General features: G+C 74.9%; 3 protein-coding genes. 2 read left to right on the top strand and 1 reads right to left on the bottom strand.

From position 1 onward, the window contains the following. Positions 1-20: 20 nt before the first annotated feature. Complete coding sequence (locus ACFRMQ_RS26875; RefSeq protein ID WP_380733214.1) at positions 21-2,960, bottom strand: AAA family ATPase; 2,940 nt, start codon at positions 2,958-2,960, stop codon at positions 21-23. A 597-nt stretch (positions 2,961-3,557) separates the two neighbouring features. Between ACFRMQ_RS26875 and ACFRMQ_RS26880 the strand changes: the two genes are divergently transcribed. Both ACFRMQ_RS26880 and ACFRMQ_RS26885 read left to right on the top strand, forming a co-directional pair. Next, positions 3,558-9,008 carry an SDR family NAD(P)-dependent oxidoreductase gene (locus tag ACFRMQ_RS26880; protein WP_380733215.1) on the top strand — a complete coding sequence of 1,817 codons (5,451 nt, stop codon included), beginning with the start codon at positions 3,558-3,560 and terminating at the stop codon, positions 9,006-9,008. After that, positions 9,008-13,755: type I polyketide synthase (locus tag ACFRMQ_RS26885; protein WP_380733216.1), on the top strand; the 4,748-nt coding region annotated here is incomplete at its 3' end. The genes ACFRMQ_RS26880 and ACFRMQ_RS26885, both read left to right, overlap by 1 nt.

Here is a 13,755-nt window from a genome sequence, read left to right on the forward strand (position 1 = left end):
GTCGGGCCCGGTGGCGCGCGCTACAGCGCCAGTCGGCGCCAGAGCGGCGGGAGTTCCCTGGTGACCGCGGCGCGCTGCTGGCGCGGACGCCGGTCGGCGGCCGGCCGGTGCTCGGGCAGCGCCGGGATCTGGCGCTCCAGGAGCTTGGACGGCAGCTCGGTGCGGCTGGCGACGTTCAGCTTTCGGTACACCCGGGTGAGGTGCTGCTCGACCGTGCTGACCGTCACGTGGATGCGGCCGCTGATCTCACGGTTGGTGTAGCCGAGCGCGGCCAGGACGGCGACCCGGCTCTCCGCGTCGCTGAGCAGCGAGGCGGAGTCGGCCGCCGAAGCCGCCACCGGGGCGGCGGGGTGGCTGGGCGCGGCGGCGGGCGCGGGGACGGCCGGGGCGTCGGCGGGCACCGGCTCGGGCAACGGCACCCCGCCGGGCACCGTCGCCTCCGGCTCGCCGTCGCCGGTCTCCTGGGCGGCCTGCCGGGCCACCAGCCGGGCTCTGGCGTAGTCGCCCATCTCGTAGTGGGTCGCGGACAGGTCCTCGAAGGCGAGGGCGAGTTCCAGCCGGTCGCCGCAGACCTGGAGCAGGTCGATCGACTCGCGCAGCAGCGCGGTGCGGTGCCGCGGCTGGCTGGTGCCGGCCAGGACCCGCAGGGCGATCGCCCGCGAGCGGATGCCCAACGGGTGGCGCAGCGCGGCCTGTTCCTCGGCCAGCTCCTTGGCGATCCGGGTCTTGCCGATCCGCAGGTTGGCCTGGGCGAGGTCGGTGCGCCAGGGGAGCAGCGGCTGGAGGGCGGAGGCGCGCTCGCGCATCAGGTGCCCGCAGGTCTCGAAGTCGTTCAGGGCCGCGAACGGCCGGTCGGTGGAGAGGTAGTGGTGTCCCCGGGCGCCCAGGTACTGGATGCCGAAGACGGTGTTGAACATGCTGTCCGGCACCTTGCGCCGCAGCAGCTGGGTGGTGGTCTGGTGCCGGCCCAGGGCCGTGTTGGCGAAGATCGCCGTGGTCAGCGGCAGGCCGATCAGGACGCCCCAGGCCTGGGAGCTGAGCAGGTCGAGCGCCTCGGTGGCCTTGGCCTCGGCGGTGGCCGGGTCCCCCTGGAGCAGGGCGATCCGGGCCTGGACGGAGAGCAGCATCGCCCGCCAGGTCGTCCAGCCGCGCCGTGTGGCGGTGCTCAGCAGCGCCTCGCAGACGGCGGCGGCGGTCTCGGACTGGCCGGTGAGCGCGATGACCGACAGCGAGATGATCGTCAGTTCCAGCTTCAGGTCGCTGACCTGGTCGCTCAGCAGGGCCTCGGTCACCTGGGACACCGACTCGGCGCCGGTGTCACCGCTGACCAGCAGGGCCACCGCGGCCCACAGGGTGTTCACCTTGCCGGTGGTGGCCCGTTCCAGGGTGGCCATCTTGGCGAGGTCGCCGCGGTGGCTGACCTGGGGCACGCCGTAGAAGCAGTGCCGGACGAACTCCATTTCGGCCAGCACGTGGGCGTCGGCCGGGTCGAGCGAGGCGGCCAGCGCGGCCACGGTCGCGTCGGCGAGGTCGGTCTCGCCCTGCCAGAGCATGTGCCGCACCAGGGTGGCCTGGTCCCGCGCGTTCAGCCCCTCGGCCACCGCGCTCCGGTGGAGCGGTTCGAGGTGCGGGGTCACGGCGGCCGGGTTGACCCGCCACTCGGCCCGCGCCAGCGCGGTGGAGAGGGTGTGCCGCTCCCGCTCGTCCGCGGACTCGCGCACGGCCAGCCGCAGGTAGCCGGTGGACTGTTCGACCTGGTCCTCGGCCAGTGCCTGCTCGGAGGCCAGCCGCAGCACCGACAGGCCCCAGGGCTCGGCGACCTGGTCCGCGGCCATCAGGTGGTCGGTCACCACGGGTGCGGGCGCCCCGTCCAGGTAGAGCAGCCGGGCGGCCTCGCCGTGCAGCCGCGCGCGTTCCTCGGGGTCGAGGTCGCTCAGCACCGCGCCGGCGGCGGCGGGCAGGCGGAAGCGGTAGCCGTCGAGGAGGCCGGTGCAGCCCAGCACGTCGACCACGACCTGGACCGCGTCGGGGCTGGTCGACAGCAGCAGCGCGGCGGTCCGGGCGGTGGCGTGGTCGCCGAGCGCGGCCAGCGCCCTGGCCACGGAGAGGTGGCTGGGCTCGCCCCGGTACAGGCAGGCCAGTGCGGCCTGGCGGTAGGCGACGCTCGGGACGGGCTCGCCGAGTTCGGCGCCGAACTGGGTGCCGTCGTCCAGCAGGGCGTGCACCAGCATGGGGTTCCCGCCGGTGGCCCGGTGGTAGGTGGTGCCGAGCTCGGCGGGCAGCGGCCGGGTGCTCTGGCCGGCGAGCATCCGGGCCACGCCCTGCTCGGACAGGGGCGCCAGCCGGACCCGGCGGTGCGGCTGGCGGCTCAGGCCGTCGTGGATGAGCGGGTCCGCCAGCGCGGACTGCTCCCAGCCGGCGCAGACCACCGCGACGGGTTTCGTCCGTATCCGGCGCAGCAGGTACAGCAGGGTCTGGAGCGACTGGGTGTCCAACAGGTGGGCGTCGTCGATGACGATCGCCAGGGGTCGTTCGGTCGCCATCTCCAGGATCGGTGTGGACACGGCCTGGAGGAGTGTTTCCGGTGCGTACCGGATGCGGCCCGGGTCGGGCCGGACCGATTCCGTCCGGTATTCGGCGGGTGACGCTGGGTCGACCCAGGAATCGGGCTGTAACGAGCAATCCAGGACATCCGTCGGGAGTTCGCCGCTGTGCAGGAGTTCCCGGATGGCGCCCATCGGCCGGGCCTGATCCAGGGGTCCGCCGCCGGCGGTCAGCACGCGCGCGCCGGACCTGCACGCGGTGTTCGCGAACTCGTGGAGCAGCTCGGTCTTTCCGAGCCCGGGCCCCCCGGTGACGATGACGAGTTGCCCTGCTCCGGCGACGCTCTCGGCGAACGCGTCGCGTAGGGTCCCAAGTTCTCGGTGGCGCTCGAAAAGGCGCACCATGACCTCCCCCATGGCCAGTATTCTGAATTGAATGCAAAAGATTGTTTCCGGATACCCCGCCCCCACGGGTCCCCGGAAACAATATCTTCGCAGCGCGCCGGAAATCAGCGGTGACATCACGGCGAAATCTGCTCGACATCAAAAAGTCATGTACGCGTCATTTTGTGAATTGCTTGGCCCCGCCGGAGTTTTCCGTGGTGTTCGGCGGGGCGGTGTTCGATGAGGTTTTCGGGCTGGTCCAGGACACCCAGGGGTCGGGCGGGCTTACCCGGACGCTCTGGGCCGACAGTGGACTCGTGGCTGCTCAGGAGGGGTTATCCCCATGCCACAAACCCGACTTGACGGTATGTTGGGGCGCCAAACTTGTCAAGATCGGTCGGTGTCGGCGGCCGAGGATGGCGAATACGCACAGGTCTGTCGGTGGCGGCCGTCACATCGGTGGCCCAATCGGCACGCCATTCGGCCGACCTGCCGGAAAGTCGGGCCAGGGGCACTCCAGGGGGCGGTAGGGGGTGACCCCGACACCCCCTGCTCCCTAGCCTCCCAAAGGCGGGGACGTGGACCGACGAGCCGGGATCCCGCGTTTCCGAAGGCTTCGATCCCGATCGGATGGCTGCGTTGGCGAACAACGAGGACCGACTGCTCGACTATCTCAGGCGAACCACTTCGGATCTGCGCGAGACGAGGCGCAGGCTGCGCGAGTCGGAGTACCGCGCGCACGAGCCGATCGCGATCGTGGGGATGGCCTGCCGGTACCCCGGCGGGGTCGCCACGCCCGAGCACCTGTGGGACCTGGTGGCCGCCGGCGCCGACGCGGTGTCGGACTTCCCGGCCGACCGGGGCTGGGACGTCGAGTCGCTGTACGACCCCGACCCCGCGCGGGCGGGCAAGACCTACGCCCGGACCGGGGCCTTCCTGCACGAGGCCGCCGACTTCGACCCGGACTTCTTCGGCATCTCGCCGCGCGAGGCGCTGGCGATGGACCCGCAGCAGCGGCTGCTCCTGGAGACCTCCCACGAGGCCTTCGAGGACGCCGGCATCGTGCCCGCCGCGCTGCGCGGCTCCCGCACCGGAGTCTTCGTCGGCGTCATGTACAACGACTACGCGACCAGGCTGGACGCGGTGCCGGACGACCTCGACGGCTACCTGGCCAACGGCAGCGCGGCCAGCGTCGCCTCCGGCCGGGTGGCCTACACCTTCGGCCTGGAGGGGCCCGCCGTCACCATCGACACGGCCTGCTCCTCCTCGCTGGTGGCCCTGCACTGGGCGGTCAAGGCGCTCCAGGCGGGCGAGTGCACCCTGGCGCTGGCCGGCGGGGTGACGGTGATGTCCACCCCCGAGACCTTCGTCGACTTCAGCCGGCAGCGCGGCCTCGCCCCCGACGGCCGCTGCAAGGCCTTCGCCGAGGGCGCCGACGGCACCGGCTGGGGCGAGGGCGTGGGCATGCTGCTGGTCGAGCGCCTCTCCGACGCCCAGCGGCTGGGCCACCGGGTGCTGGCCGTGGTCAAGGGCACCGCGATCAACTCCGACGGCGCCAGCAGCAGGCTCACCGCCCCCAACGGCCCCTCCCAGCAGCGGGTGATCAAGCAGGCGCTGGCGAGCGCCGGCGTCTCCCCGGCGGACGTCGACGCGGTCGAGGCGCACGGCACCGGGACCGCGCTCGGCGACCCGATCGAGGCCCAGGCCCTGATCGCGGCCTACGGCCAGGACCGCCCCGAGGGCCGTCCGCTGTGGCTGGGCTCGATCAAGTCCAACCTCGGGCACACCCAGGCCGCCGCGGGCGTCGCCGGGGTGATCAAGATGGTGCAGGCGATGCGGCACGGCGAACTGCCGAAGACCCTGCACGTGGACGAGCCCTCCACCCAGGTCGACTGGACGGCCGGCGACGTGCGGCTGCTGACCGAGGCTCAGGAATGGCCCGAGACCGGACGGCCCCGGCGGGCGGCGGTCTCCTCCTTCGGCATCAGCGGCACCAACTCCCACGTGGTCCTCGAACAGGCCCCGGCGCCCGACCAGGCGCCCGAGGCGGACGGCGAGCAGCCCGAGGAGCGGACCCGGACCGAGGCGCCCGGCGCCGAAGCCCCGGCGGTGGCCCCCACCCCGCCGTTGGACGCCGTCCCCTGGCTCCTGTCGGCGCGCACCCCCGAGGCGCTGGCCGAGCAGAAGGAACGGCTGCGCGCCTGGGTCGAGGCCCGTCCCGAGTTGGACCCGGCCGACGTGGCCCTCTCGCTGGCCTGCACCCGCTCCTCCTGGGAGCACCGCGCGGTGGCCGTCGGCGGCTCCACCGAGGAACTGCTGGCCGCCCTGGCCCCGGCCGCGGGCACCGTGGCCGGCCAGGGGAAGCTGGCGTTCCTGTTCACCGGGCAGGGCTCGCAGCGCCTCGGCATGGGCCGGGAGCTGTACCGGGCGTTCCCGGTCTTCGCGGCCGCCTTCGACGAGGTGTCCGCCCTGCTGGACCGGGAGCTGGAGGTGCCGCTCGCCCGGGTGATCGAGGCCGAGCAGCAGTTGCTGAACCGCACCGACTACGCCCAGGCGGCGATCTTCGCCGTCGAGGTGGCGCTGTTCCGGCTGGTGGAGTCGCTGGGCGTGCGCCCCGACTACCTGGTCGGCCACTCGGTCGGCGAGCTGGCCGCCGCCCACGTCTCCGGCGTGCTGTCGCTGGAGGGCGCGGCCGCCATGGTGCTGGCCCGCGGCGGCCTGATGAGCCGGCTGCCCGCCGGCGGCGCGATGGTGGCGATCCGGGCCACCGAGGCCGAGGTGCTGCCGCTGCTCGACGAGCGGGTGGGCCTGGCCGCCGTCAACGGGCCGCGCTCGGTGGTCGTCTCGGGCGAGGAGGAGGCGGTGCTGGCGCTCGCCGCCGGGTTCGAGAAGAGCACCCGGCTGACCGTCTCGCACGCCTTCCACTCCCCGCTGATGGAGCCGATGCGGGACGAGTTCGCGCTCGTCGCCAAGGCGCAGTCGTACGGCGCGCCGGCCATCCCGATCGTCTCCACCCTGACCGGCGGCCCGGTCGGCGCCGAGGAACTGGGCTCGCCGGACTACTGGGTGGAGCACGTCCGCCGGCCGGTGCGGTTCGAGCCGGCGCTGCGCGCCCTCGCCCCCCTGGGCGTGCGCAGGTTCCTGGAGCTGGGGCCGGACGCCGTGCTGACCGCGATGGTGCGGGACTGCCTCGACGACGGCCCGGCCGCCGTCGCGACCATGCGCCGCGACTGCGCCGAGACCCGGGAACTGCTGGCCGGCCTGGCCCGGCTGCACGCCGACGGCGTACCGGTCGACTGGGCCGCGCTCTTCGAGGGCCGCGGCGCGAACCGGGTCGACCTGCCGCTCTACCCGTTCCAGCGCACCCGGCTCTGGCTGGAGGGCACCGCCGCCGCCGGAGACCCCAGCGGCCTCGGCCAACTCCCCGTCGAGCACCCGCTGTTGGGCGCGGCGACCGAACTGCCCGACTCGGGCGGCCTGGTGCTGACCGGGCGCCTGTCCCGCTCCGCCCAGCCCTGGCTGGCCGACCACGCCGTGCACGGCACCGTCCTGCTGCCCGGCACCGCCCTGGTGGAGCTGGCCGTCCAGGCCGGGGACCGGGTCGGCTGCGCGGTGCTGGAGGAGCTCACGCTCCAGGCGCCGCTGACCCTGCCGGAGCAGGGCGCGGTGGCGGTGCAGGTCGCGGTCGGCGCCGAGGACGCCGGGCGGCGCACCGTCGCCGTGTACTCCCGCCCGGCGGACGCGCCGGACGCTCCGTGGAGCCGGAACGCCGGCGGCACGCTCGCCGTCGCCGCCGAGGAGCCGCGGTTCGACCTGCGGGCCTGGCCGCCGGAGGGCGCCGAACCCATCGAGCTGGGCGAGCTCTACCCCAGGCTCACCGGGGTCGGCTACGGCTACGGCGAGGTGTTCCAGGGGCTGCGCGCGGCGTGGCGGCGCGGCGAGGACCTGTTCGCCGAGGCCGCCCTGCCCGACCGCGCCCGGAGCACCGCCGCGGCCTTCGGCCTCCACCCGGCGCTGCTGGACGCCGCCCTGCACGTCAACCTGCTCGACCTGGGCGACGGCCAGGCGGTGCTGCCGTTCAGCTGGGGCGGCGTCACCCTGCACGCCGCCGGGGCCGGCGAACTGCGGCTGCACGTCGCCAAGGCCGGCCAGGACGCGGTCTCGCTGGCCGTCGCGGACGCCGCCGGCGCGCCGGTGGCCACCGTCCGCACGTTGGTGGCCCGCCCGGTCTCGGCCGGTCAACTGGCCACCGGGCCGGGGGAGTCGCTGTTCCGCCTGGAGCAGACCCCGCTCGACGCCGCCCCGGACGCGGCACTGCCCGCGGACACCGTGGTCTGCGGCCCCGACGACCTCGGCCTCGGCGTGCCGGTCCACCCGGACCTCGCCTCGATCGAGACCGAGCCGGGCCTGATCGTGCTGCCGGCCGCCCCCGCCGCCGACGGCGAGGTGCCCACGGCGGTGCACCGCGGCGTCGGCGACACCTTCGCCGTGCTGCGGGACTTCCTCGCCGACCGGCGCTTCGACCGCTCCCGGCTGGCCGTGGTGCTCCGGGCCGGCGAACTCGCCCACGCGCCGCTGGCCGGCCTGGTGCGCGCCGCCGAGTCGGAGAACCCCGGCCGCTTCCTGCTCGTCGACAGCGACGGCGGCGCCGGCCTGGCCGCCGCGCTGGCCTGCGGCGAGCCCGAGGTCGCGGTGCGCGGGGGCGAGCTGTCGGTGCCCAGGCTCGCCCGGTCCCGGCCCGCCGAGCCGCCGCGCTTCGACCCCGAGTCGTACGTGCTGATCACCGGCGGCCTCGGCGGCCTCGGACAGCTGATCGCCCGCCACCTGGCCGGCACCCACGGCGTCCGGCGGCTGCTGCTGACCGGCCGGCGGGGCGAGGACACCCCCGGCGCGGCCGGGCTGCGGGCCGAACTGGAGGCGCTCGGCGCCGAGGTCGAGATCGCCGCCTGCGACGCGGCCGACCGCGCCGCGCTCGCCGAGCTGCTGGAGCGCCACCCGGTCGGCGCCGTGGTCCACTCGGCCGGCGTGGTCGACAACGGGATGCTCGCCGCGCTGACCCCCGAGCGGATCGAGCGGGTGCTGCGCCCCAAGGTGGACGCCGCCTGGAACCTGCACGAGCTGACCCGGGACCGCGAGCTCAGCGCCTTCGTGCTGTTCTCCTCCACCGCTGGCCTGCTGGTCGGCGGCGGCCAGTCCAACTACGCGGCCGCCAACGCCTTCCTGGACGGCCTCGCGGCCCACCGCCGGGCTGCCGGGCTGCCCGCCGTTTCGATGGCCTGGGGCCTGTGGTCCGAGGTCGGCGGACTGGCCGACCAGGTGGACGCCGCCGACCTGGAGCGGATGCACCGGCTGGGCCTGCCGCCGCTGCCCGCCGCCGAGGGCCTGGAGCTGTTCGACGCCACCCTGGCCGCCGAGGACTCCCTCGTGGTGCCGATGCGCCTGGACGTCGCCGCGGTGCGGGCCCGGACCGACGGCGTCCCGACCCTGCTGCGCGCACTGGTCCGCGGCACCTCCCGGCGCGCCGCCGGGGCCGCGCCCGCCGGCGCCTCCCGCGCCGACGCGCAGAGCGACTGGCGCGAGCGCCTCGCCCCGCTGCCGGACGCCGAGCGCGACCGCCTGCTGCTGGACCTGGTGCTCACCGGCGTGGCCGCGGTGCTCGGCCACGCCTCGGCCCGGGCGCTCGACCCGAACAAGGCCTTCCAGGAGATGGGCTTCGACTCGCTGGCGGCGGTCGAGCTGCGCAACCTGCTCGGGACGGCCACCGGCCTCTCGCTGCCCGCCACCCTGGTCTTCGACCAGCCCTCCCCGGTCGTCCTGACCGCGTACCTCAAGGCCGAACTCGTCCCCGGCCCGGCCGACCAGGCCCGGCTGATGGTCGCCGAGGTCGACCGGCTCGAGGCCGCGCTGGCCGCACTGCCGGACCAGGACGGCTCCCACGCCCGGATCACCGCGCGCCTCGAAGCGCTGCTGCGGACCTGGCGTGACTCCCACAGCACGGGCGTCGGGGCGTCGGACGACTTCGACACCGCCACCGACGAAGAACTCTTCGCGACGATCGACAACGAATCTGGAGTCCAGTGATGGTAGACCCGGCCAACGTCGACAGGCTCCGCGACTACCTGAAGCGGGCGACCACCGAGCTGGAGCGCAGCCGCCGCCGGGTGCGTGAGCTGGAGGAACTCAACCGCGAGCCGATCGCGATCATCGGGATGGCCTGCCGCTACCCCGGCGGCATCCGCACGCCCGAGGACCTCTGGCGGATCGTCAGCGAAGGTGTCGACGTGGTCTCCGGCTTCCCGGTGGACCGCGGGTGGGACATCGACGACCTCTACGACCCCGAGGTCGGGTCCCCCGGAAAGAGCTACGTGCGCCACGGCGGCTTCCTGCACGACGCCGCCGAGTGCGACCCGGCGTTCTTCGGCATCAGCCCCAAGGACGCGCCCGGCACCGACCCGCAGCAGCGGCTGCTGCTGGAGACCTCCTGGGAGGCCTTCGAGCGGGCCGGCATCGACCCGCAGTCGATGAAGGGCACCCAGACCGGCGTCTTCGTCGGCCTGATGCACCACGACTACGTCGGCGGCACCATCTCCGGCAGCATCGTCTCCGGCCGGATCGCCTACACCCTGGGCCTGGAGGGCCCCGCCGTCACCATGGACACCGCGTGCTCCGCCTCGCTGGTGGCCCTGCACCAGGCGACCCAGTCGCTGCGCCGCGGCGAGTGCGAGTTCGCCCTGGTCGGCGGCGCCGCGGTGATGGCCAGCCCGGAGATGTTCATCGAGTTCAGCGAGCGGCGGGCGCTGTCGCCCGACGGGCGCTGCAAGTCCTTCTCCGACGACGCGGACGGCGCCGCCTGGGCCGAGGGCGCCGGTGTGCTGCTGGTCGAGCGCCTCTCCGACGCCCGGCGCAAGGGGCACCGGGTGCTCGCGGTGATCCGCGGCTCCGCGATCAACCAGGACGGCGCCTCCAACGGCCTCACCGCGCCCAGCGGCCCGGCCCAGGTCCGGGTGATCCAGTCGGCGCTGGCCGACGCCCAGCTGTCGCCGAACCAGATCGACGTGGTCGAGGCGCACGGCACCGGCACCAAGCTCGGCGACCCGATCGAGGCCCAGGCCGTCATCGCCGCGTACGGGCAGAACCGGCCCGAGGGCCGGCCGATGTGGCTGGGCTCGATCAAGTCCAACATGGGCCACCCGCAGGCCGCCGCCGGCGTGGCGGGCGTGATCAAGGTCGTCATGGCGATGCGCCACGGCGTGCTGCCCAAGTCGCTGCACTCCGAGAACCCCACCACCAAGGTGGACTGGTCGGCCGGCGACGTCGAGCTGCTCACCGAGTCCCGGCCGTGGGAGACCGACGGCCAGCCGCGCCGCGCCGCCATCTCCGGCTTCGGGATCAGCGGCACCAACGCCCACACCATCATCGAGGAGGCCCCGGCCGAGGAGGAGGCGGAGCGGGCGCCGCGCGCCGAACCGCCGGCCGTCGCGTGGGTGCTCTCCGCCAAGACCGCGGAGGCCGTCAAGGACCAGGCGAACCGGCTGATCGCCGCCGCCGGCGACCTCGACCCGCTCGACGTCGCCCACTCGCTGGCCACCACCCGCGCCCTGCTCACCCACCGCGCCGCCGTGGTCGGCCGCGACCGCGCCGAACTGCTGGACGGGCTGCGCGCGCTGGCCGAGGGCCGGGAGCTGCCGCAGGTCGCCGCCGGCCCCGGCAAGCTCGCCGTGGTCTTCTCCGGCCAGGGCTCCCAGCGCCCCGGCATGGGACGCGAACTGATCGAGGGCTTCCCGGAGTTCACCCGCGCCTTCGACGAGATCTGCGCCGAGTTCGACAAGCACCTGGACCGCCCGCTGCGCGAGGTGGTGCTGGACGCCGAGTCCGAGCTGCTGAACCAGACCGTCTTCACCCAGGCCGGCATCTTCGCCTTCGAGGTCGCCCTCTACCGCCTGCTGGAGTCCTGGGGCATCCGCCCCGACCTGCTCGGCGGGCACTCGATCGGCGAGGTCGTCGCCGCCCACGTGGCCGGCGTGCTCTCGCTCGCCGACGCCGTCACCCTGGTCGCCGCGCGCGGCCGGCTGATGCAGGCGCTGCCGGCCGGCGGCGCGATGGTCGCGATCCGGGCCGCCGAGGCCGACGTCGCCCCGCTGCTGATCGAGGGCGCCGACATCGCCGCCGTCAACGGCGAGCGCGCGGTGGTCGTCTCGGGCGACGAGGAGGCGGTGCTCGCGGTGGCCGCCGGGTTCGAGAAGACCACCCGGCTGAAGGTCTCGCACGCCTTCCACTCGCACCGGATGGACGGCATGCTGGAGGACTTCCGGGCGGTGCTCGCCACCCTGGAGTTCCACCAGCCTGCGCTGCCCGTCGTCTCCAACCTGACCGGGAAGCTCGCCGACGAGCTGACCTCGCCCGACTACTGGGTGCGCCACGTGCGCGAGGCCGTCCGCTACCACGACGGCGTGCGCACCCTGGCCGCCGAGGGCGTCACCCGGCTGCTGGAGGTGGGCCCCGACTCGGTGCTCACCGGCATGTCCCAGGACATCGTGGCCGAGGTGGTCGCCACCCAGCGCCGCGACCAGGGCGAGGCCAAGGCACTGCTGACGGCGCTCGGCCGGCTGCACGTCAGCGGCCTGAGCCCGGACTGGCCGGCGCTGTTCGCCGGCGCCCGCGTGGTGGACCTGCCGACCTACCCGTTCCGCCGCGACCGGCACTGGGAGAACGCCCCGTCCATCACGGCCGCCTCCGCCCCGGCCCGCGGCGGCGACGAGGGCGGCGAGTTCTGGGAGCTGGTCAAGGAGCAGGACGTGGCCGCGGTCGCCGCGACCCTCGGCGTCGACGACCAGGCCCCGGTGGCCGCGCTGATCCCGGCGCTGGCCTCCTGGTACGACCAGCGGCAGGCCAACGCCACCGTGGACGGCTGGCGCTACCGGATCGGCTGGCGGATGCTGCCCGGCTCCGAGGACCGCCCCGGCGCGTCCCGCTGGCTGGCCGTGGTCTCCGAGGCGCTGGCCGCGGACCCGTGGGTCGAGGCCGCACTGGCCGCGCTGCGCGAGCGCGGCCACCAGGTCGACCTGCTCGCCGTGCCCGCCGACGCGCTCCGGCGCGCCGCCCTGGCCGAACTGCTGGACGGCCGCGGCGCGGTGGACGGCGTGCTCTCCCTGCTGGCGCTCGACACCGAGGCCGCCGTGACCGCCGCCCTGGTCCAGGCGCTCGGCGACGCCGGGATCGAGGCCCGGCTGTGGGCCGTCACCCGCGACGCGATGGCCCACGAGTCCTCGGCCCGCCCGAGCGGCTTCGCCCAGGCCGAGGTCTGGGGCCTGGGCCGGGTGGCCGCGCTGGAGCACCCCGACCGCTGGGGCGGTCTGCTCGACCTGCCCGCCGAGCTCGGCCCGCTCACCCTGTCCCGGCTCGCCGCCGCGCTCACCGGGTCCGGCGACGAGGACCAGCTGGTGCTGCGCGAGTCCGGCCTGTTCGCCCGCCGCCTGGAGCACGCGCCGGTGCGGCCCGGCACCCCCTGGCAGCCCACCGGCACGGTGCTGGTCACCGGCGCCACCGGCGCGGTCGGCGCCCGGGTCGCGAACTGGCTGGCCGAGCAGGGCGCCGAGCACCTGCTGCTGACCAGCCGCCGCGGCGAGGCGGCGCCCGGCGCCGACGAACTGCGCCGGCAGCTGGCCGCGACCGGCACCAAGGTCACCTTCGCCGCCTGCGACGCGGCCGACCGCGAGGCCCTGGCCGCGCTGCTGGCCACCGTCCCGGCCGAGCAGCCGCTGACCGCCGTGATCCACCTGGCCGGCGTGCTGGACGACGGAGTGCTGGACGCGCTCACCCCCGAGCGCTTCGCCGCGGTGCTGCGGCCCAAGGCCCGGGCGGCGCTGAACCTGCACGAGCTCACCGCCGGGCTGGACCTGGAGGCGTTCGTCCTCTTCTCCTCGCTCACCGCCACCGTCGGCGGCGCCGGGCAGGCCAACTACGCGGCCGCCAACGCCTTCCTGGACGCGCTGGCCGAGTACCGGCGCGGCGAGGGCCTCGCGGCCTCCTCGATCGCCTGGGGCCTGTGGGGCGGCGGCGGCATGGCCGACCACGGCGCCGTGCGCGACGCCGGCCGCGGCCTCGGCATGTCGGCGATGGACCCCGACCAGGCGCTGACCGCGCTGCGCCGGGCGCTGGAGGGCGGCGAGACCACGCTGACCGTGGCCGACGTGGACTGGACCCGGTTCGCGCCGGCCTTCGGCTCCGCCCGGCCCAGCCCGCTGCTGGCCGACCTGCCCGAGGTCCAGGGCCTGGCCGCGTCCGGCGGCGGCGACAACGCCGTCCCCGACGGCTTCGCCCAGAAGCTGGCCGGCCTGACCGGCGGCGAGCGCAAGCGCGCCCTGGTGGACCTGGTCTGCACCCAGGCCGCCACCGTGCTCGGCTACGGGGAGGGCGGCGGGATCGAGCCCAGCACCGCCTTCCGCGACCTCGGCTTCGACTCGCTGACCTCGGTGGACCTGCGCAACCGCCTCAGCACCGCCGCCGGGGTGTCGCTGCCGGCCACGCTGATCTTCGACTACGCGACGCCCGCCGCGCTCGCCGAGCACCTCGGCAGCGAGCTGGGCGAGGGCGAGGACGGCTCCTCGGCTGACGTGCTGCTGGCCGAACTCGACCGCCTGGAGGCCGCGTTCGCCGGTCTGAAGGCCGAGGAGATCGAGCAGGGCCGGTTCACCGCCCGCCTGCAGACGATGCTCAACGGGCTGACCGAGACCCTGTCCGCCGCCGGTGGCGAGTCCGTCGCGGGGAGGCTGGAGAACGCCTCCGCCGACGACCTCTTCGCCTTAATCGACAACGAGCTGGGCACGGC

This window comes from Kitasatospora sp. NPDC056783 (assembly GCF_042789895.1).
Taxonomy (GTDB): domain Bacteria; phylum Actinomycetota; class Actinomycetes; order Streptomycetales; family Streptomycetaceae; genus Kitasatospora.